Origin of the sequence: Elioraea rosea (assembly GCF_007644105.1) — a bacterium.
GTDB lineage: Bacteria > Pseudomonadota > Alphaproteobacteria > Acetobacterales > Acetobacteraceae > Elioraea_A > Elioraea_A rosea.
In genome coordinates, this window is sequence record NZ_VFAC01000012.1 from 25,298 (window position 1) to 45,928 (window position 20,631).

The following is a 20,631-nucleotide window of genomic DNA, read 5'->3' on the forward strand; positions in this document are numbered from 1 at the left end:
ACACGGGAAGGCTACGAAAGGACAGGAGACCACCGATGACATTGAACCGACGCACGCTTCTTGGCACGGCCGCGGCCGGCGCGCTGCCGCTGGTCACGCCCATGCGCGCCCCACGCGCCCAGGCCGGAAACACGATCAGGATCGGCGTGCTGACCGACCTCTCCTCCCTCTACACCGACCTCGCGGGCCAGGGCTCGGTGCTTGCCGCCCGGATGGCGGTGGAGGACTTCAACCCGGGCGCCAAGGGCTTCAACGTCGACATCGTCTCGGCGGACCACCAGAACAAGGCGGATGTCGGCTCCACGACAGCCCGTACCTGGTACGACCGCGACGGCGTCGATGCGATCGTCGACGTGCCGAACAGCGGCGTCGCACTCGCGGTGAACCAGATCACGCGGGAGAAGAACAAGGTGATGCTCGTCTCCGCCGGTGCGACGACCGCGCTGACGGGAGCGTCGTGCACGCCGAACACGATCCACTGGACCTACGACACGTTCAGCCAGGCCGCCGGCACGGGCCGCGCGATGGTCGCCGCCGGCGGCGACAGCTGGTTCTTCATCACGGCAGACTATGCGTTCGGCCACGCCCTCGAGGCCGATACCGAGAAATTCGTCACTGCCTCGGGCGGGCGCGTCCTCGGCAAGGTGCGCACGCCCTTCCCGGGCACGACGGACTTCTCGTCCTTCCTTCTGCAGGCGCAGTCCTCGCGCGCGAAGGTCATCGGGCTCGCCAACGCGGGCGGCGACTTCATCAACTGCGTCAAACAGGCTGGCGAGTTCGGCATCACCCGCCGCGGCCAGAAGCTTGCGGGGCTGCTCGTCTTCATCACCGACGTGCATGGGCTCGGCCTGCAGACGGCGCAGGGCCTGACGCTAACCGATGCGTTCTACTGGGACCGAAACGACGGAAGCCGCGCCTTCTCCGAGAAGTTCCACCCGCGCAACCGCGGCATCCGCCCCACCATGGCGCATGCCGGCGTCTATGCTTCGACGCTGCACTACCTCAAGGCGGTCGAGGCGGTTGGAGCAGAGAAGGCCAAGGCGGACGGCGCGGCCGTCGTCGCCAAGATGAAGGAACTTCGCACGGCCGATCCGCTGTTCGGCGAGGGCGAGATCCGCCCAGATGGCCGGAAGCTCCACCCGATGTTCCTCTACGAGGTGAAGGCCCCGAACGAGAGCCGGGGCCCGTGGGACTACTACAAGCTGATCCGCGAGATCCCGATCGCCGATGCCTGGCGGCCGCTCGCCGAGGGCGGCTGCTCGCTCGTGCGCACCTGATCGGACGGGGGCGGGCAGCAGCCCGCCCCCAGCATCCGCCAAACCGCATGGACACGATCTTCGGCGTTCCGGCCGTCGCCCTCTACGGCCAGCTCATGCTCGGGCTGATCAACGGTGCGTTCTACGCGCTCCTGTCACTCGGCCTCGCCGTGATCTTCGGCATGATGAACGTCATCAACTTCACCCATGGCGCGCAGTTCATGATGGGCGCGTTCGTGGCGTGGATGCTGCTCGAATGGCTCGGCCTCAGCTACTGGTGGGCGCTCCTTCTCGCGCCGCTGATCGTGGGCGCGACCGGGGTGGTGATCGAGCGGCTGATGATCTCGCGCCTCTACCGGCTCGACCATCTCTACGGGCTTCTGCTCACCTTCGGCCTGGCGCTGATCATCGAGGGGGTGTTCCGCAACCTCTTCGGCTCCTCCGGCATCCCCTACCGCATCCCCGACCAGCTCCAGGGCGCGATGGATCTCGGCTTCATGTTCCTGCCGAACTACCGCGGCTGGGTGATCGTCGCCTCCGTCGTGGTGTGCTTCGGGACCTGGTTCGTGATCGAGCGCACGAAGCTCGGCGCCTATCTCCGCGCCGCGACCGAGCGGCCGCTTCTCGTGCAGGCCTTCGGCGTGAACGTGCCGAGGATGATCACGCTGACCTATGGGTTCGGCGTCGCCCTCGCGGCCTTCGCCGGCGTGCTTGCAGCGCCGATCTACAGCGTGAACCCGAACATGGGCTCGCAGCTCATCATCGTCGTGTTCGCGGTGGTGGTGATCGGCGGCATGGGGTCCATCGCGGGCTCGATCGTCACCGGCTTCGGGCTCGGCCTCGTCGAGGGTCTGACGAAGGTGTTCTATCCGGAAGGCTCGGCGACGGTGATCTTCGTCATCATGGCGATCGTGCTCCTTCTCCGGCCCGCGGGCCTGTTCGGGCGGGCGTGAGCATGAACGCGGTTCCCCTGTCGCAGCGCATCGCCTTCGCGGCGATGCTCGTGCTGATCGTCGCGAGCCCCTTCGTCCTCTATCCCGTGTTCCTGATGAAGGTGCTGTGCTTCGCCCTGTTCGCCGTCGCCTTCAACCTCCTGATCGGCTTCGTCGGGCTGCTTTCCTTCGGCCATGCCGCCTATTTCGGCATGGGCAGCTACGTCTCGGCGCACGCGGCGAAGGTGTGGGGCTTCACGCCGGAGCTTGCCATCCTCTCCGGCGCCGTGGTGGCCGCACTGCTCGGCGCGGCCTTCGGCTGGCTCGCCATCCGCCGCTCGGGCATCTACTTCGCGATGATCACGCTCGCGCTTGCGCAGATGGTCTACTTCGTCTGCGTGCAGGCGCCGTTCACGGGAGGGGAGGACGGCATCCAGGCCGTGCCACGCGGGCACCTCTTCGGCGTCGTCGACCTCTCGAGCGACTTCGCGCTCTACTGGGTGGTTGCGGCCGTGTTCCTCGCGGGGTTCCTGTTCCTCTACCGCGTCGTGCACTCGCCATTCGGCCAGGTCCTGAAGGCGATCCGCGAGAACGAGGCGAGGGCCGTCTCGCTCGGCTACAGGGTGGACGACTACAAGCTCATCGCCTTCGTGCTCTCCGCCGCGCTTGCTGGCGTGGCGGGTGGAACCAAGGCGATCGTGTTCCAGCTCGCGACGCTGACGGACGTGAACTGGCCGATGAGTGGCGAGGCGGTGCTGATGACGCTGGTCGGCGGCATCGGCACCATCTTCGGCCCGCCCGTCGGGGCACTCGTGATCATCACCATGCAGAACGAGCTCGCCACGATCCTCGGCGCGTGGGTGACGGTGGTGCAGGGAGGCATCTTCGTCGCCTGCGTGCTCGCCTTCCGCCGCGGCATCGTCGGCGAGATCCAGGCCAAGCTCGGCAAGCCGCTCTGAGACGCTGCCCGCCGCGCACCCGGCGGGCAGCGTGACGGCTCAGGCGCGGCCGGCGAGCGCGGCGCGCACCTTCTCGGGCGTGTAGGGGATGCTCCGCATTCTCACCCCCGTCGCGTCGAACACGGCGTTCGACACGGCCGGCGGAATGACGACGGCCGCCATCTCGCCCGCGCCCCAGGGGGGCTCGTCCTGCCGCTCGATCGAGGCGATCTCCACCTTCGGCACGTCGGGGAAGGTGAGGATCGGGTAGGAGGCCCAGTCGAGGCTGGTCACGCGCGAGCGGTCGAACGTCACCTCCTCGATCAGGGTGCGCGAGACGGTCTGCACCACCTGGCCCTCGATTTGGTTGGCGAGACCGTCCGGGTTGATCACCTGGCCGCAATCATGCCCGACGACGCAGCGCGTGACGCGGATCTTCCCGCTGGCCCGCTCCACCTCCACCTCCGCGACGCAGGCGATGTAGGTGCGCGCCTCGTAGCGCGCGTAGGCGACGCCGCGGCCACGCAGAATGGCGTCATCCTTCGGCCCCTGCGCGGCTTGCCCCTCGCGCCAACCCGCCTTCTCCGCTGCCGCGCGCAGCACCGCAGCACCGCGCTCGTCCTTCAGGTGGCGAAGCCTGTAGGCAACGGGGTCCGCCCCCGCAGCATGGGCGAGCTCGTCCATGAACGCCTCGATCGCGTAGGCGTTCTGCATCCGCCCCGGGCTGCGGATCCAGCTCGCGCGCAGCGGCGGCTCGGTCAACCGATGCAAGGTCGCAAGGTGGTTGGGGATCTCGTATCCCGGCACGGCGTTGTTGTGGATGTTGCCTGGGTTGATCACCGTCTTCTGCGCGATGCCCGCGAAGCTGAGTGCGAGGTTCTCGATCGGCGCGAGCTCAGTCGTCTGCGGGATCCAGTACTCGGACGACCAGGCGGCGATGTTGCCCGAGGCGTCGAGCCCCGCCTTCAGCGCGATCAGCGTCGGCGGGCCCTTCGGGTCCCAGCCATGCTCGTCTGCCCGCATCCACTGCACGCGGATGGGGCGGCCTGCGAGCTCGGTTCCGGCAAGTATGTGCGCGATCAACGCTGCCTGCGCTGCGGCATCCTCATGCCCGTTCCGGCCATAGCAGCCAGCGCCGTCGAGGTAGAGGACGCGCACCTGCGGCTGCTCGAGCCCGAGCATCCGCGCGACCTCGAGCCGCGTCCAGTGCGTCGCCTGCGTCGCACTCCACACCGTCATGCGCCGTCCGTCCCATTGCGCGACGGCGCAGGACGGGCCCATCGAGGCGTGCGACTGCATCGCGAAGTCGTAGGTCGCCTCGAAGCGCCGCGCGGATGTGCCGAGCGCGGCAGCGGCATCGCCCTTGGCACCCGCGGTGTCGGTCTTGGCGAAGGGGCCGGCGCGCAGCGTCTCGTAGAGCTTCGCCTGCTCCGGGAGCCCCTCCCAGCGCGTCCATTCCGCCCGCAGCGTGTCGTGGCCGCGGATCGCCGCCCACTCGTCCTCGGCGAGGATCGCGATGAAGCTCTCGCGCCGCAGCACGCGCAGGACGCCGGGAATACCGCGTACCGAGCCCTCGTCAAGCGAGACGAGCCGCGCGCCCACCGCTGGCGGGAACACGATGCGCGCATGGATCATTCCGGGAAGCCGGAGATCCTGCATGTAGGTGTGCGTGCCGGTCACCTTGCCCGGGACGTCGGGGCGCGGGATCGACTTGCCGACGACCTGGTAGTCCGCCGCCCGCTTCCTCGGCGCCTCGCGGTCGACCGCCAGCGCAAGCGGCGCATCGCCGAGGAGCTCCGCGAAGGACACCGACGCCCCGCCGACGCGCGGGTGGACGTTGCCGTCGAGCACGATGAGATTGGCCGCCGGCACGCCGAGATGCGCCGAGGCGCGGGCGAGAAGGTGGTGGCGCGCGGTCGCCGCCGCCTGGCGGATCGCAGCGCCTGCCACCTGGATGGAAAGGCTGCCCCAGGTCGGGCCCTGGTCGGGCGTGAGGTCCGTGTCGCCTTCGATGAGCGACACGCGGGAGAGAGGCAGGTCGAGCTCGTCGGCGACCATCTGCATGATGGCAATGCGGATGCCTGTTCCGAGATCGACCTTTCCGGTGAACACCTCGACGCGCCCGTCGCGATGGAAGGCGAGGAAGCTTTCCGCGCGGCCGAGCGGCACGGGTCGCGGGCCGGAGGTGGGAACGGGCTTTTCCTGCGCCTCCGCCTCGTTCCTAAGCGAGAAGGCGACGACGAGCGCCGCGCCGGCGGCCAGCAGGCCGCGGCGCGGCAGCGTGCCGGGGGTTCCGTCCATGGCTCAGCCCCTCCCCATGTCGGAGGCCGCGCGCTGCACGGCGGCGAGGATGCGCACATGCGTGCCGCAGCGGCAGAGATTGTCCTTCAGCGCCTCGCGGATCTCCGCTTCGGAGGGCGCCTTGTTCTTCGCGAGGAACGCCGCCGACTGCATGATCATGCCGTTGATGCAGTAGCCGCACTGCACCGCCTGTTCGGAAATGAAGGCCTTCTGGATCGGGTGCGGGTTCTCCGGCGTGCCCAGGCCCTCGAGCGTGGTGATGGCCCGTCCCGCCGCCTGGGCGGCCGGCAGCGAGCAGGAGCGCCGCGCCTCGCCGTCGACAAGAACCGTGCAGGCACCGCACTGGCCGAGGCCGCAGCCGTATTTCGGCCCGTTCAGCGCGAACTGGTTTCGCAGCACGTAGAGAAGCGGCGTCTGCGGGTCCTCGACCCGTACGGTGCGCGCGCTCCCGTTCACGGTGAGCGCCACGTCGGTCGCCATCGTCCGTTCCTCCCGAGGGCGTTATCGTTACGGGAATGGTGCGCCCGGCCGCCCCCCCGCGGCAAGGGGGCGTTGCCGCACGAGCGCGTGCGTTCCACACTGCCGCCCTCTCGAGGGAAGGAAGGCCGGACACGATGGCGATCTCGCATCAGACGCAGAACTGGGTGGTGGCGAAACCCGCAGCGCATGGCCGCAAGGGCATGGTGGCGTCGCAGGTCAAGGCGGCGGCCGAAGCGGGCGTGGCGATGCTGGATGCGGGCGGCACCGCGCTCGATGCCGCCGCAGCCACCGCCTTCGCCCTCGCAGCGCTCGAGCCGTGGAACAGCGGCCTCGGCGGCATCGGCTTCGCGCTCGTGCACAGGGCCGGCGCGGCGCAGGCCGAGGTGATCGATTTCGGGCCCGTCTCCCCCGCCGGGCTGAAGCCCAAGCTGTTCCCCATCGTCGAGGGCGTGTCGGAGCATCTCTTCGCCTGGCCGAACGTCGAGGGCGAGAAGAACGTCCACGGCCCCCTCTCCTTCTGCATCCCCTCCGCCCCGGCGGGCTATGCCGCTCTGCATGCGAGGGGCGGGCGGCTGCCGTGGAAGGACGTGCTCGCCCCGGCCATTGCCCTCGCCAAGGGTGGCCTGCCGGCGGACTGGTTCGGCGCAATGAAGATCGCCTCCTCCGCGGTCGACCTCCGCCGCTACCCCGAGAGCGCGCGCATCTACCTGCCCGATGGCCTGCCGCCGACGCCACCCTATGTCGGGCCGGCAAAGCGGCTCATTCTCGGCCGCCTGCCCGACACGCTCGCGCGCATCGCCGAGGCAGGCATCGATGATTTCTACAAGGGCGACATTGCCGCCTCGATCGCGTCCGACGTCGCCGCCATGGGCGGCGTGCTGTCAGCGGCCGATCTCGCCGGCTGCGCGACGCGCACCACGGCCTCGAGCCAGCATCCCTGGCATGGGCGGGTGATCCAGGGCGCAGGGGGGCTGACCGCGGCGCCGACCATGCAGCGCGTTCTCGATCAGATGGCCGCGCACGGCTTCGGGAAGGAGCCCGACGCCGCCTTCTTCACCGCGTTCGCCGCGGCGATGCAGAAGGCTTATGCCGAGCGGCTCGCCGGCCTCGGCGACACGACGGATGCGAACCCGCGCGCGGCGGAGGCCTGCACCACGCATTTCACGGTGGTCGATGCCGAGGGGACGATGGTGTCGGTCACCACCACGCTTCTTTCCTCGATGGGCAGCCGCACCACGCTTCCCGGCACCGGCATCATGATGAACAACGGCGTATTCTGGTTCGACCCGCGGCCAGGCCAAGCCAACTCGATCGGCCCCTCGAAGCGGCCGCTCTGCAACATGAGCCCGGTGATCGTGACAGAGAACGGCAGGCCGATCATCACCGCAGGCGCCTCGGGCGGCAGGCGCATCCTCGCCTCGGTGTTGCAGATGCTGATGTTCGTGCTCGACTACGGCATGGAGCCCGAGCGCGCCGCGCATCACCCGCGCGTCGACGTCTCCGGCCCCGACACGGTGACGGCAGACAAGCGCCTCTCGCCGTCGATCCTCTCAGCGCTCACGGGGCGGTTCAGGACCGAGCTCGTCGAGCACACCGTGCTGCCGGTGAACTTCGCCTGCCCGAACCTGATCCGCCGCGAGGCCGACGGCTCGCTCACCGGCATCAGCGACGTGATGAGCCCCTGGAGCGGAGCAGTTGCACAGGCTTAGCGGAGTGTTTGCTCAGGCCTAACGGAGCTGTCGCGCAGGGTTAGCTGAGCGGTCGCGCAAGCCTGAGGAAGATCATGGCAGCGGTGGTGTCGCCTGCGTGGCACACCACCGTGCCACCTCCTCGTGCGTGCCGAACCACACGCCAGGCTTCGACTTCATGTAGGCGATCAGCCTGTCCAGCAGCGGCAGTCGCGAGCGATGCCCGATCACGTGCGGGTGCATCGTGAGAAGGAAAAGCCCGTCCTCCTCATGGGCACCGTCGAACTCGGCGCGGAAGATCTCCTCCACGGCCGAAGGCGGCGTGTAAGGGCGGAGGCCCGAGAAGCGCACCATATTGAAGTACACCGCGTCGTCGCGGATCCACTCCGGCGGCAACTCGACGATGCCGGTCGCCTCGCCACGGTCCATCAGCTCGTAGGGTTCGTCATCGGCCATCAGCGAGCTGTCGTAAAGGAGGCCAAGCTCGCGGATGATATCGAGCGTTGCGGAGGAGAAATCCCAGCTCGCCGTCCGCATCCCGACGGGCCGCCGCCCGCTGATCTTCTCGAGCACGTCGGCCGCGCGGAAGTTGAGGTCGCGCTCGGCCTCAGGCGGAACGGTGGTGTTCGCCTCGTGGATCCAGGAATGGATGCCGATCTCGTGCCCCTCGTCTGCGAGCGCGCGGACCTCCTCGGGATGCAGAAGCGCAGAGACGGCAGGGTAGAAGAAGCTCGCGCGCACGCCGTGTCGGTCGAGCAGCTTGCGGATACGCGGGATCGCTGCGCGCGAACCGTACTGGCCCTGGCTGATCCGCATCGGGCTCTCGTCCGCGTCGCGGAGAGGGATCGTTTCGTGGTCCGCGTCGAAGGAGAGGGAGACGGCACAGCGCGCGCCACCAGGCCAGGTCTTCGGCTTCAGCGAGCGCCCTGCCCGCCCGCGCTCGACGACGGCGCGCCACTTCTCCTCAGGCCACTGCCAGGGCTTCAGCGGCTCGGGCACGGGCGCATCGCTCATCGTCGCTACTCCGCCGCAGCGCGCGTGCCGAACCGTGCCGCGAGCTCGGCGAGCACGGCGTCGATCGGCTCGACGTCGGCGAACTTCATGTCCATGTCGAACAGGTTCGCGGTGTGTGCGGCCGGGCTCCGGTCCCCCACCGCCTCCTCGATCACGGTGACGCGGAAATTGTGCGAGAACGCATCCGTTACCGCCGCGCGAACGCAGCCCGAGGTGGAGACGCCGATGACGACCACGCTGTCCACCCCGTCATAGCGCATGAAGCTCTCGAGCGGCGTGGCGAAGAAGGCCGAGGGCTTGTTCTTCAAGACGATCCTGTCTTCCGGCCGCGGGCCGTAGGCGTCGGGCCATTGGTCGGCCTTCGGGTCGGCGACGTACTGGAACTCCGTGGCGTTGCCGAGCTTGAGGTTCCAGATGCCCCGATATGCCGGGTGGCTTCGGTCATCGCGCCGCGAGTAGTAGATCGGCAGGCCGAGGCGGCGGAACGTCTCCGTCACGCGCGTCACCGCGGCGATGAACTCCGGCATCTCGCGGCCGCACATGTCGTAGGAGGGGTCGACGAACATGTAGGTCGTGTCGATGTTGAGCAGGGCGGGGCGCGACCCGAGGCCGATGCGCCGCCCAAACGACCCCTTGCGGTAGGCGGCGAGATCCTCCTCCGGAATGATGCCCTGCCAGCGAGCGAGCTTGTCGGCCATCACCGTGTCCTCCTCAGTTCACCGTAACCTTGGCTTCCGCGACCACCTTGGCCCAGCGCGTCAGCTCGCTGTCGATGAGCGATCCATACGCCTCGGCCGTTCCCCCACGGGGCACCGTGCCACGCTCCGCCAGCGCCTGGCGAAGCGCAGGCTGGGCAAGCGCGGCGTTTACCGCGCGGTTCATCGCAGCGACCACCGCATCGGGCGTGCCCTTGTGCGTGGACAGGCCGAACCACGCCTCGGCCTGCACGCCCTGCATACCGAAATCGCCGAGCTCGGCGAGCGTCGGCACATCGGGGAGCTCCGGCACGCGCTCCGGCGCCGTGACGGCGAGGGCGGTGACGGTGCCGCCGCGGATCTGCGGCAGCGCCGTGGGCAGGTTGTCGATGAAGGTGTCGACCTCGCCGCCGATCACTGCCGTCATGCCAGGGCCCGCGCCGCGATAGGGCACATGCGTCATCTTCGTGCCCGCGAGCATGTTGATGAGCTCGCCCGTCAGATGCGTGCTCGTCCCGTTTCCGGCAGAGGCGAAGGTGATCGTGTCCGGGTTGGCACGGGCATCGCGCAACACGCCGCGCACGTCACGCCCGGCAAGCTTGCGGGGGTTCGCCACCCACACGTTCGGCACGGTGACGACAAGCGCGACGGACCGGAAATCCGCCCGCGCATCGTAGGTCAGGTTCCGGTAGAGCGCCGGCGCGATGCCGTGCGAGGCGATCTGGCTCAGGAAAAGCGAGTGCCCGTCCGACGCCTGCGAAGCGAAGCGGCCGGCCGCGAGCGTCGCACCCGCGCCGGGCTGGTTCTCGACGATCACTGCCCGGCCGAGCTGCTCGCGCATCGCCTCGGCGAGAAGCCTCGCGACCACATCCGTCGTTCCGCCGGGGGGGAACGGAACCACGAGCCGCAGGTCCCGCTCAGGCCAGGCCTGCGCGCGCGCGGCACCGGAAACGGCGGCAGCCCCGGCAAGAGCGAGCACGCTCCGACGACCGATTGCATCCATGGCCAACCTCCCCGACATTTCTCGCTGGCACACTGCCTCCGAGCGCCCGCCCTGTCGAGACACGACCCGAAGGAGCCCCGCCATGCCCGACCTCCCCCCACGCAGCGGGCCGCACGACATCGGCGGCCTGGCTTCCGGCACGATCCACCGTGACGAGCATGACTATGCGCACTGGGAGAAGGAGGCCGACGCCATCCGCATGGTTCTCGCGGATGCGAAGCGGAACTTCTTCACGACGGACGAAACCCGCACCCTGCAGGAGCGGCTCGACGACGCGACCTACTGGGCGCTGCCCTACTACGAGCGCTGGATCCACGCCTTTTCCGGCCTGCTTGTGACGAAGGGCGTGCTCGGCGAGGCGGAGATCGAAGCCGAGATCGCGCGGCTTCGCGAGGCGAGGGCGGACCGTATCGCGCATGACCACGATCACGACCACGATCATGACGACCACGACCATGATCACGGCCACCAGCGTGACCATGACGAGGGCGAGACGGTTCTCTCACCCCTGAGACTTCGCGCAGTGGCGGTGCGTGAGCGCCTCGTCGCACGCGGCATCATCAGCCGCGAGGAGATCACCGCGGAGATCGCGCGGATGGACGGGCGGGGCGAGCATCTCGGTGCCCGCATCGTCGCCCGCGCCTGGACCGACCCCGCCTACGCGAGGCGCCTGGCTGAGGACGGCAACGCGGCGGGCGAGGAGCTCGGCATTCCCGCCGCGGCGACGCGGCTGACCGCGCTGTTCAACGCGCCGGCGCTGCACAATCTCGTCGTCTGCACGCTCTGCTCCTGCTATCCGCGCACGGTGCTCGGGCGGCCTCCCGCCTGGTACAAGAGCCGCTCCTACCGCGCCCGCGCGGTGCGCGAGCCGCGCGCCGTGCTCGCCGAGTTCGGCCTGTCGCTTCCCGAGATTGTCGAGATCCGCGTCCACGACAGCACCGCGGAGAACCGCTACCTCGTCATCCCCGAACGCCCGGCCGGGACGGAAGGCTGGAGCGAGGAGCGGCTGGCCGCGCTCGTCACGCGCGACAGCATGATCGGCGTCGCCCGCGCAGGCGAGGCGGCATGACCGACGCGGCAACGCTCTCGGCCACCGATCTCGCCGCGCTCTACGCGCGCGGCGCGCTGTCGCCGCGCGAGGCCACCCGCGCCTGCCTCGACCGCATCGGGCGTCACGACGGCGCGTTGAACGCGATGGCGGTGGTGGACGATGCGGGCGCGATGGCGGCGGCGGCCGAGAGCGAGCGTCGCTGGCATGCGGGCCGCCCGCTCTCCCCGCTCGATGGCGTGCCGGCGACCGTGAAGGACCTGCTCCATCTCGCCGGCCACCCGACGCGGCGCGGCAGCCGCGCGACGGATACAGCTCCGGTCGCCGAGGACAGCCCCGTCGTGCTCGGGCTGAAGGCGGCCGGCGTCGTGATCCTCGGCAAGACGACGACGACGGAGTTCGGCTGGAAGTCCCCGGGCGACTGCCCGCTGCACGGCATCACGCGCAACCCCTGGAACCGCGCGATGACGACCGGGGGGTCGTCGTCCGGCGCCGGTGCCGCCGCGGCCGCCGGCTACGCCCCGTTGCATATCGGCACCGATGCCGGCGGGTCGATCCGAATCCCCGCCTCGTGGTGCGGCATCGTCGGGCTGAAGCCGAGCTTCGGGCGCGTTCCGCAATGGCCGCTCGGCGCTTTCGCGCAGGTCGCCGTCGCCGGGCCGATGACGCGCACGGTGGCCGATGCCACGCTGATGCTCGATGCGATCGGGCGGTTCGACTGGCGCGACCCGCTCTGCCTCCCCTCCCCCCCTCCGGACTGGCTCGGCCGCGCCGCGGGCGGCGTGCGCGGGATGACCGTGGCCGTGGTTCGCCACCTCGGCTACGAGCCGCCCGCAGATGCTGCCTCCGTCGAGGCCGTCTCCCGGGCAGCGCGCGCGCTCGAGGCAGCGGGCGCGATCGTGACGGAGGCAGATCCTTCCCTTCCCGACACGCGCACCCTGTTCGGCGCGGTGTGGGGCCAGGCGCTGAAGCGGCTCGTCGATTCCTTTCCCGAGGAGAGGCGCGCGCTGCTCGACGCCCCGCTCGTCGCCATGGCGCAGCGCACCGAGCCGATGCCGGCGGAGGCCTTCCTCGCCGTTCAGGCGGCGGTGATCGAAACCGCCCATGCGATGGCTGCCTTCCACCGCCGCTACGACCTCGTGCTCTGCCCGGCCGTGCCGCAGGCCGCGCTTCCCTGCGAGGAGGAGCTCACCCATCCCGAGCGGGACCTCTGGCAGCGCTGGGCGCCGTGGACCTTCGCCTTCAACCTCTCGCGCCAGCCGGCAATCGCGGTACCGACGGGCCTCGACTCGGACGGCCTGCCGAGAGGCGTGCAGGTCGCGGCCGCGCTCTACCGCGACGATCTGGCGCTCGCGGGCGCAGCGGTAATCGAGGCAGCGCTCGCCGCGCCAACGCTCGCGCCGCTCGGCTGAGGCGCCATGGCGCGGCCGGCGATCGGGGTGATGGCCAAGGCACCGCGTCCGGGCTTCGTCAAGACGCGCCTGATCCCAGCGCTCGGGGGCGACGGCGCTGCCGCGCTTGCCCGCGCCTTTCTCGAGGACAGCGCGGCGCTCGCGCGCGACGTGGCTGACGCCTACGTCATCGCGAGCCCTGACGAGGCGCGCGGCGCGCTCGCCGACCTGATCGGGCTTCCCGCGCTGCCGCAGGGCGAGGGTGACCTTGGCGCGCGCATCGTCTCCGCCTTCGCGGCGCTGTTCGCGCGCGGCCACGCGCCGGTGCTCCTGATCGGCGCCGACACGCCGACGCTGCCGCGCACCCATCTCGAGGCCGCGATCGCGCTTCTCGCCGAGCAGCCCGGACGCGCCGTGTTCGGCCCCACAGGCGATGGCGGATACTGGACCGTGGGATTGTCCGTGCCACGCCCTGCCCTGTTCGAAGGCATCGCCTGGAGCACGCCGCAGGTGCTCGCCGACACGCAGCGCGCCGCGGCGCGCGCAGGCATCGCCGTCGCGCTCGCCCCGCCCTGGCACGACATCGACGAGCCTGCCGATCTCGAGCTTCTCGCGCGCCAGCTCGCGGAGGATGAGGCGGCCGCGCCGGCAACGCGCGCCGCGCTCGCGAGGCTTCGCCCGTTTCGCTAGTCTGTGTTCAACAAAGAACGCCAGGGGACACGCATGCGACGCCGAGACCTCTCCCTCGCCCTGCCCTTCCTCGCACTGCCGACGGCCGCACGGGCGCAAGCCTTCCCGACGCGGCAGATCACGATGATCGTTCCCTTCCCTCCCGGCGGCCAGGCAGACCTTGCCGCACGGCCGGTCGCTGCCGGGATGGAGCAGGCGCTCGGCCAGGCCGTCGTCATCCAGAACCGCGGCGGCGCGGGCGGTGCGATCGGCAACGCCGCCGTCGCGCGTGCGCCCGCGGATGGCTACACGGTTCTGATGGCGCTCTCCTCCCTCGCGGTCCTGCCGGAGGCCGATCGCCTGTTCGGCCGCCCGCCGCAATACGAGATGTACCAGCTCGTCCCCATCGGCCGCGTGCTGGCGGACCCGACGATGCTCGCCGTCCGCGCCGACAGCCCGTGGACGACGCTCGAGGAGTTCGTCGCCGCTGCGAAGGCAGCGCCGGGCTCCATCCCCTATGGAAGCTCCGGCACCTACGGCACGTTGCATGTGGCGATGGAGATGTTCGCTCACGCCGCGTCGATCCGTCTCCTGCACGTTCCGTTCCAGGGTGCTGGCCCCGCGCTGACGGCGTTGATCGGCGGCCAAGTGCGCGCGCTCGCCTCGGCGCCTGGAACCCTGACGCAGCACGTGCGCGAGGGGCGCATGCGCGTGCTCGCCTGCTGGGGGGCGGAGCGCGTGCCCGCCTTCCCCGAGGTGCCGACCTTCCTCGAGCGCGGCTTCGCGGGCGTCGAGTTCTACATCTGGGCAGGGCTGTTCGCTCCCGCCGGAACGCCGCAGCCGGTGCAAGAGAAGCTGCGGGAGGGCCTCGCCGCGGCGATGCGGAGCCCCATCGCCGTCCGCGCCTTCGAGACGGCAGGGAGCCCACCCGCCTGGCTCGACCAGCCCGACTTCGCCCGCTTCGTCGCCGCTGACAGCGCGCGGCTTCTCACGGCGGTCCGCGCCATCGGCAAGGTCGAGTAGCGAGGCACCCCGGGTGGCCCCGATGCTTCACGCCGCCTTCCGTCCGTGGCATGCGTGAGTCGGCCGCCCCGCGCGGCATTGGAGAATGCGCGATGACGGAGACAGTGGAACCGAAAGGCCGCGTGCTGATCAGCGAGGTTGGCCCGCGCGATGGGCTGCAGAACGCGCACGGCATCATGCCGACGGAGGCCAAGCAGCGCTGGATCACCGCGCTCGCCGAAGCGGGGCTGCAGGAGATCGAGGTCGGCTCCTTCGTCAGGCCTGACCGCGTGCCGCAGCTCGCCGACACCGCCGAGGTGGTGGCGCATGCCCTGACCATTCCCGGCCTCACCGTTGCTGTGCTCGCGCCGAACGCCAAGGGGGCGGAGCGTGCGATCGCTGCCGGCGCGCACAAGATCACCGTGCCGGTGAGCGCGAGCCGCGCGCATGCGCTCGCCAATGTCGGGATGACGGTCGAGCAGTCGGTCGAGGCGCTGCGGTCGGTCTGCGCGCTGCGCGACGCCGCACCTGAGGGCAAGCGCCCCTCGGTCGAGGGCGGGCTGTCGACCGCGTTCGGCTGCACGCTCCAGGGCGAGGTGCCGGAGGACGATGTCGTGCGGCTCGCCGCGATGATGGTCGAGGCCGGCGCCGACGAGGTCGGCCTCTCCGACACCACCGGCATGGCCAATCCCGCGCAGGTGAAGCGGCTCGTGCGCCGCGTGCGTGCGGCGATCGGGCACAGGCTCTCGGGCGTGCACCTGCACGACACGCGCGGGCTGGCGCTCGCCAATGCCTTTGCCGCCTGGGAGGAGGGCATCGGCACGTTCGACGGCTCGCTTGCCGGCCTCGGCGGCTGCCCCTTTGCGCCCGGCGCCTCGGGCAATGCGGTGACGGAGGATCTCGTCTCGATGTTCCATGATCTCGGTGTCGAAACGGGCATTGACCTCGACCGGCTGATCGCCGCGCGCGCCATCCTTGCGGAGGCGCTGCCCGGCGAGGTGTTGCATGGCGCGGCGGCGCGCTGGCGCGCGGGCAGGCAGGCGGCATGAGCGCGCCGCTCGCCGGGCTTCGCGTCGTCGAGCTCACCCACATGGTCATGGGGCCGACCTGCGGCCTCGTGCTCGGCGATCTCGGCGCCGATGTCGTGAAGGTCGAACCGGCACCGGAAGGGGACAACACGCGCCGCCTGCTCGGCTCGGGCATGGGGTTCTTCGCGATGTACAATCGCAACAAGAAGAGCCTCGCGATCGACCTCAAGACCGAGCGCGGCAAGGCGGCGCTCCTGAAGCTGGTCGATCGCGCCGACATCTTCGTCGAGAATTTCCGCCCCGGCGCGATGGACCGCATGGGCTTCGGCTACGAGGCGCTGTCGGGGCGCAACCCGAGGCTGATCTACGTCTCGCACAAGGGGTTCCAGGACGGGCCGTACCAGGACCGCACTGCGCTCGACGAGGTGGTGCAGATGATGGGCGGGCTCGCGTACATGACCGGTCCGCCCGGCCAGCCCCTTCGTGCCGGCGCCTCGCTGAACGACGTGATGGGCGGCATGTTCGGCGCCATCGGCGTGCTCTCCGCGGTGATCGAACGCCAGCGCACCGGGCGCGGCCAGCGCGTCGTCTCCTCGCTGTTCGAGAACACGGTGTTCCTGATGGGCCAGCACATGGCAATGCACGCGATGACGGGGAAGAAGCTAAACCCGATGTCGGTGCGCACGCCGGCCTGGGGCGTGTACGACATCTTCCACACCGCCGATGGCGAGCAGATCTTCATCGGCATCGTCACGGATACGCAATGGGAGGCCGCCTGCCGCGCCTTCGGCTTCGACGACCTCGCGGCAGACCCTCGGTTTCGCACGAACAATGACCGCGTGCGCGGCCGGGAGTGGCTGATCCCGGCGCTTGCCGAACGCTTCGGGAGGCAGACGCGCGCGGCGCTGGCCGAGGCCTGCGAAACATGCGGCCTTCCCTTCGCCCCGATCGCACGGCCGGACGAGCTGTTCGACGACCCGCACCTGAACGCCTCGGGCGGCCTGCTCCCGGTCACCCTGCCCGACGGCAAGGCGACGCGGCTTCCCGCGCTTCCCGTCGCGATGGACGGCGCGCGCATGCCGCTGCGGCGCGATTCGCCGACGATCGGCGCCGATGGCCGCGAGGTGCTCGCCGAAGCCGGGCTCGCGCCGGCCGAGATCGAGGCGCTGGTGGCGGACGGCATCGTGGTGGTGCGCGAGGACCGGCGGTGAGCGAGCCCGCGCCGGCCATCTCCGTCGCCGATCTCCACTTCAGCTATGACGGCACCGTCGCCCTCGCGGGGGTCAGCTTCGCGGCCGGTACGGGAACCGTCACCGCGCTCGTCGGCCCGAACGGTGCCGGCAAGACCACGCTGATGCGCTGCATCGCCGGGCTCGAGCCGCCAGAGCGCGGGGCGCTCGCCGTCGCCGGCATCGACGTGGTGGCCGAGCCGCGGGCCGCGCGCGCGCGCACGGGCTTCCTGCAGGATTTCTTCGGCCTCTACGACAGGCTCAGCGTGCGCCGCTGCCTCGACTATGCCGCGCGGGCGCGCCTGGTGCCCGAGGCCGAGCGCGACCTGCGCGTGGCGGAGGTCGCCTCCTCGCTCGGCCTCACCGAGTTGCTGGAGCGCACGCCGTCGGCACTCTCGCGCGGGCAGCGCCAGCGCGTGGCGATCGGCACCGCCATCGTGCACGGGCCGGATGTGCTGATCCTCGACGAGCCAGCGGCGGGCCTCGACCCCGAGGCGCGGGCAGAGCTTGCCTCGCTGATCCGTGCGCTCGCGGCAAAGGGCGTGACGCTTCTCGTCTCCTCCCACATCCTCGCCGAGCTCGAGGACTATTCGACAGACGTGCTGATGCTGGAAGCCGGCCAGGTGATCGGCCATGGGCCGGTCGGCCGCGCCGAGCGGCAGATCGCGCTGACGCTCGCGGGCGGCGACCCGGCTTCACTCGCGGCCCGCCTCAGCGCCGAGGAGGGCATTGGCGCCGTCACCACAACGGGCCAGGAACTCAGCTTCGCCTTCGCGGGTGACGAGGCGGCGCAGGCGGCGCTGCTCGCGCGCCTCGTTCGCGAGGGCGTTCCCGTCGCGACATTCGCTGAGAGGCGTAGCTCGATGCAGGAGCTCTACCTCTCGCGGCTTCGCGAGGCGCGCGGCCAGGGTGCGGACCAGAGTGCGGACCAGGGTGGAGCCGCGGCATGAACCCCGAGCTTCTCCGCAACATCTGGCTCGAGATCACGCCGCAACGCCTCGCCGCGATGCCGGCCGTGCTGTTCCTCCTGTTCGGCGTGGTGTGGCTGTCCGAAGGCGTGGGTGAACTGCCCGACGCGGCGTGGTGGACCGGCATCGCCATCGGCGTCGTCTGGGGCGCGCGCCAGGCCGCGGGCGCGGTGATGGGCGAGGTTGCAGCGCGCACTTGGGACGCGCAGCGGGCGAGCGCGCTTGGCCCGGCGCAGATGGCGCTCGGCAAGCTCTTCGGCGCCACCGCGTATGCCTGGTACGGCGTCGCGCCCTGCATCGCCGTGCTTCTCGCCACCGGCGGCGCGCCGGCCGATGCGGCGACGCTCGCCCTGCGCACCGCGCTTTCGCACGGCGCGGCATTGTTCGCCTCGCTCGTGATTCTCGGCCTCGGCGGCCGCGCGCTCGTCCTGACCAGCCTGCCGCATCTCCTCGGCATGCTCGCTGGCGCAGGCATCGAGTATCCACTCGCCGCCGTCTCGGACGCGACCGGCTGGTACGGGCTCGCGCTCGAGGGAACGGCCTTCGGCCTCCTCTCCGGGTTGCTGCTGTGGGCGTGGAGCGTCGTGGGCTGCACGGCCCTCATTGCGCGGGAGCTGAACGTGCCGCGGCGCGCCCCGGCCTGGCCGGCGTTCATCCTGTTCGTCGCCGCCTATGCCGCCGGCTTCGGCTCGGGCGACAGCGAGCACGGGCCACTCCGCGCGGCCTTCCTCGCCCTCGGCCTGCTGACGGCGACGACGGCGCTCGTGGAGCCGAAATCGCGCGTCGAGATCGCGCGCCTCCTCGCGGGCCGCCTCGGAGAGATCCCTCCCTCCATTCAGGCGCTCGCCGCCACGTCCGTGGTCGCGGTGCTGCTCGGGTTCGGGCCTGTCCAGGCGCCGTCCTACGGGTCCGACTTCACCACCCTCCTGCCCGTCGCAGGCGTGCTGTTCCTCGCGCGCGACATTGCGTTGATCCGCCTCCTCTCGCTCCGGCGCGGGGGCCTGCGCGGGGCGATCGCGGCGGTCGTCTGGTTCGCCGTTCTCTACGGCATGCTTCCGGTGCTGCTCGCCTCCGCCGGGGCGGAGATGCTGCTGGTGCTGTTCTATCCGGTACCGGTCGAGGGCGCGGACGTGGCGACCGCGCTCGCCCTCGGGGCACCCGCGGCGCAGGCCGCGATCCTTTGGGCACTGCTCGCGCGTGCGGTGCGGCAGGGCCTTGCCCCCGCCGCACCGCGGCCTGCCTGATCAGAGGCGTTCGAGGCGCAGCAGCGACCGCTCGCCCACCCAGGCCTCGCTCAGCAGGCGCTCGGCCTCCTCGGCGGCGGCGGCATCGTTGCGCCGGCGTGCCGCTTCGGCGAGGCCCCACAGCGCCCAGCCATTGCGCGGCGCGCCGCGCAGGCTGTCGCGGAACGCGGCCTCGGCACCGGCGATGTCGCCCGCACTGAGCAGCGCCGCCCCGAGGCTCTGCCGCACCGGGTAGTACCAGAAGGGCGGCTCGGTGTAGGGCAGGCCCTCCTCGATCGACGCGGCCTCGCGGAAGGCGGCGATGGCGTCGCTTGCCCGCCCCTCGGCCTGGGCGATCCGCCCCTCGGCGACGGCCCCCATCAGGGAGATGAGCGCGCGCGCCGGAACCCCACCCTGCTCGAGCGCGGCGATCTCGGGCGCTTCGGCCAGGCGGGCGAGCTCATCACGCTCGCCGGACGCCGCAGCCGTGTCGCCCGCCCGGGCCAAGCCGATCGCGCGTGCATAGCGGCGCGCGGCCTGGACGTAGGGGAGACCGCCATCGGAATGGTGCGTGCCCAGAATGGCATCGCTGGTGCCGAACTGCGCCAGGGCGAACCAGGGCGCGGCCATGATCGGCTGCACCCAGGCGATGTCACGCGCGGCATCCTCCGTCACCGTCGCGGCCAGCTCGTCCGCCGCGGCGAGCACGGTCGCGGCATCGCCCGCCATCTGCGCGCTGGCAAGCAGCATGTGGATGTTGTGCGGGTAGTAGGCCTGGGGGTAGAGGCCTTCCGGCGCCGCGGCGGCGATGTAGGCACGATCGGCCGCCACCGCCTCGCGGTTGAGCGCGAGCGACTCCTTGTATCGGCCGACGCGGTAAAGGATGTGGCTTCCCATGTGCACGAGGTGCCCGGCCGCCGGCGCGAGCGAGGCAAGCCGCTCGGCCACCGGCAGGGCGCGCTCAGGGCGATCCGATGCCTCCACCATGTGGATGTAGAGATGGATCGCGCCGACATGGTCGGGTGCCGGAACGAGACCGGGCCGCGGCACGAGCCCGAGCACCGCCTCGAGATGAGCGATGATCTCCTCCGTCGCGCCCTTGGCCACGCGCCCGCCCTCTGCCCAGTAGTCCCACGGGCTGAGGTTCATCAGCGCATCGGCGGCCAGGAGCGTGATCTCGCGATCGGCCGGGAAGCGGGCGGCCACCGTACGCATGGCCTCGGCATAGGCGGTGGCCGCCGCGGCGGGATCGACCAGCGCATCGGGGCCGTAGCGCTCGGCCATCGCATCGATCAATGCGCGCTCGGCAGCGCTCGCACCGCCCGCGGCGGCACGCGCCCGCGCGATCGCTTCCCGCGCCTGGGGAAGCGCCCCCGGCGCCATCGGGGCGTTGATGTTCGGCCCGAGCGCCCAGGCCTCGCCCCAGAAGCACATCGCGCAGCCAGGGTCGGCCGCCTGGCCGGAACGGAAGGCGCGCACGGCCTCGGCATGGTTGAAGCCCCACGCGAGATTGAGCCCCTGGTCGAACCAGGCCTGGGCTTCGGCATTGGCCGTAACCGTCCAGCTCAGCGGCCCCATTCCGGCGAGCCGCAGCACCGCGTGGCCGCGTGGCGCCTCGGGCATGACCCGGACGATGCCGAGCTCGGTCGATCGGCCGTTCCGGTCATGCGCCGACGCGGCCCAGGTGCCGATGAGGGCTCCGGCCATCGCGCCGATCAGGACGGCGGCGCGACGCCGCGCGTAGGGGGAATCGTACTGCATCGCTC

General features: G+C 70.9%; 18 protein-coding genes. 12 read left to right on the top strand and 6 right to left on the bottom strand.

Annotation, left to right across the window (positions count from 1 at the left end; genetic code table 11):
• Positions 1–35 precede the first annotated feature (35 nt).
• From FIF60_RS09760 to FIF60_RS09770, 3 genes are read left to right on the top strand one after another with little or no spacing between them, the layout of a single operon-like run.
• On the top strand, positions 36–1,277 hold the full coding sequence (locus tag FIF60_RS09760) for an ABC transporter substrate-binding protein (RefSeq protein ID WP_144185886.1): 1,242 nt from the start codon (positions 36–38) through the stop codon (positions 1,275–1,277).
• Positions 1,278–1,324: 47 nt separating this feature from the next.
• The gene (locus tag FIF60_RS09765) at positions 1,325–2,209 is read left to right on the top strand and encodes a branched-chain amino acid ABC transporter permease (RefSeq protein WP_144185887.1); all 885 of its coding nucleotides are present in this window, start codon (positions 1,325–1,327) and stop codon (positions 2,207–2,209) included.
• A gap of 2 nt (positions 2,210–2,211) precedes the next feature.
• Positions 2,212–3,147, top strand: a complete 936-nt coding sequence (locus tag FIF60_RS09770; protein ID WP_144185888.1) for a branched-chain amino acid ABC transporter permease — start codon at positions 2,212–2,214, stop codon at positions 3,145–3,147.
• 39 nt (positions 3,148–3,186) lie between these two features.
• Here the strand turns inward: FIF60_RS09770 and FIF60_RS09775 are convergent, their stop codons facing one another.
• Both FIF60_RS09775 and FIF60_RS09780 read right to left on the bottom strand, forming a co-directional pair.
• Positions 3,187–5,427, bottom strand: a complete 2,241-nt coding sequence (locus FIF60_RS09775; RefSeq protein WP_144185889.1) for a xanthine dehydrogenase family protein molybdopterin-binding subunit — start codon at positions 5,425–5,427, stop codon at positions 3,187–3,189.
• A gap of 3 nt (positions 5,428–5,430) precedes the next feature.
• Positions 5,431–5,907, bottom strand: a complete 477-nt coding sequence (locus tag FIF60_RS09780) for a (2Fe-2S)-binding protein (RefSeq protein WP_144185890.1) — start codon at positions 5,905–5,907, stop codon at positions 5,431–5,433.
• Positions 5,908–6,041: 134 nt separating this feature from the next.
• Between FIF60_RS09780 and FIF60_RS09785 the strand changes: the two genes are divergently transcribed.
• Positions 6,042–7,616, top strand: a complete 1,575-nt coding sequence (locus FIF60_RS09785; RefSeq protein ID WP_144185891.1) for a gamma-glutamyltransferase — start codon at positions 6,042–6,044, stop codon at positions 7,614–7,616.
• Positions 7,617–7,688: 72 nt separating this feature from the next.
• Here FIF60_RS09785 and FIF60_RS09790 read toward each other — a convergent pair whose 3' ends face one another.
• From FIF60_RS09790 to FIF60_RS09800, 3 genes are read right to left on the bottom strand one after another with little or no spacing between them, the layout of a single operon-like run.
• Positions 7,689–8,609 carry a polysaccharide deacetylase family protein gene (locus FIF60_RS09790; RefSeq protein ID WP_144185892.1) on the bottom strand — a complete coding sequence of 307 codons (921 nt, stop codon included), beginning with the start codon at positions 8,607–8,609 and terminating at the stop codon, positions 7,689–7,691.
• 5 nt (positions 8,610–8,614) lie between these two features.
• Positions 8,615–9,307 (bottom strand): isochorismatase family protein, encoded by a 693-nt coding sequence (locus FIF60_RS09795; protein ID WP_144185893.1) that lies wholly within the window; start codon positions 9,305–9,307, stop codon positions 8,615–8,617.
• A gap of 13 nt (positions 9,308–9,320) precedes the next feature.
• Positions 9,321–10,307 carry a Bug family tripartite tricarboxylate transporter substrate binding protein gene (locus FIF60_RS09800; RefSeq protein WP_158639150.1) on the bottom strand — a complete coding sequence of 329 codons (987 nt, stop codon included), beginning with the start codon at positions 10,305–10,307 and terminating at the stop codon, positions 9,321–9,323.
• Positions 10,308–10,389: 82 nt separating this feature from the next.
• Here FIF60_RS09800 and FIF60_RS09805 point away from each other — a divergent pair, with 82 nt between their 5' ends.
• The 8 genes from FIF60_RS09805 to FIF60_RS09840 all read left to right on the top strand — a co-directional run bounded on the left by FIF60_RS09805 (position 10,390) and on the right by FIF60_RS09840 (position 18,886).
• Positions 10,390–11,376 carry a nitrile hydratase subunit alpha gene (locus FIF60_RS09805; protein ID WP_158639151.1) on the top strand — a complete coding sequence of 329 codons (987 nt, stop codon included), beginning with the start codon at positions 10,390–10,392 and terminating at the stop codon, positions 11,374–11,376.
• Complete coding sequence (locus tag FIF60_RS09810; RefSeq protein WP_144185896.1) at positions 11,373–12,767, top strand: amidase family protein; 1,395 nt, start codon at positions 11,373–11,375, stop codon at positions 12,765–12,767. The genes FIF60_RS09805 and FIF60_RS09810 overlap by 4 nt, the downstream gene beginning before the upstream one ends.
• A 30-nt stretch (positions 12,768–12,797) precedes the next feature.
• A complete protein-coding gene (locus FIF60_RS09815; protein WP_158639152.1) occupies positions 12,798–13,436 on the top strand; it encodes a TIGR04282 family arsenosugar biosynthesis glycosyltransferase in 639 nt (212 codons plus the stop codon).
• 33 nt (positions 13,437–13,469) lie between these two features.
• Positions 13,470–14,438, top strand: coding sequence for a Bug family tripartite tricarboxylate transporter substrate binding protein (locus FIF60_RS09820; RefSeq protein ID WP_144185898.1), 969 nt, complete (start codon positions 13,470–13,472; stop codon positions 14,436–14,438).
• A gap of 92 nt (positions 14,439–14,530) precedes the next feature.
• Positions 14,531–15,466, top strand: coding sequence for a hydroxymethylglutaryl-CoA lyase (locus tag FIF60_RS09825; RefSeq protein WP_144185899.1), 936 nt, complete (start codon positions 14,531–14,533; stop codon positions 15,464–15,466).
• Entirely contained in the window at positions 15,463–16,656 is a 1,194-nt protein-coding gene (locus FIF60_RS09830; protein ID WP_144185900.1) for a CaiB/BaiF CoA transferase family protein, read from the top strand. Before FIF60_RS09825 ends, FIF60_RS09830 begins: the two co-directional genes overlap by 4 nt.
• The gene (locus FIF60_RS09835; RefSeq protein ID WP_204251157.1) at positions 16,653–17,624 is read left to right on the top strand and encodes an ABC transporter ATP-binding protein; all 972 of its coding nucleotides are present in this window, start codon (positions 16,653–16,655) and stop codon (positions 17,622–17,624) included. The genes FIF60_RS09830 and FIF60_RS09835 overlap by 4 nt, the downstream gene beginning before the upstream one ends.
• Positions 17,621–18,886 carry a hypothetical protein gene (locus FIF60_RS09840; protein WP_144185901.1) on the top strand — a complete coding sequence of 422 codons (1,266 nt, stop codon included), beginning with the start codon at positions 17,621–17,623 and terminating at the stop codon, positions 18,884–18,886. The genes FIF60_RS09835 and FIF60_RS09840 overlap by 4 nt, the downstream gene beginning before the upstream one ends.
• Here the strand turns inward: FIF60_RS09840 and FIF60_RS09845 are convergent, their stop codons facing one another.
• Positions 18,887–20,626 carry a tetratricopeptide repeat protein gene (locus tag FIF60_RS09845; protein WP_144185902.1) on the bottom strand — a complete coding sequence of 580 codons (1,740 nt, stop codon included), beginning with the start codon at positions 20,624–20,626 and terminating at the stop codon, positions 18,887–18,889.
• Between the last annotated feature and the right edge of the window lie 5 nt (positions 20,627–20,631).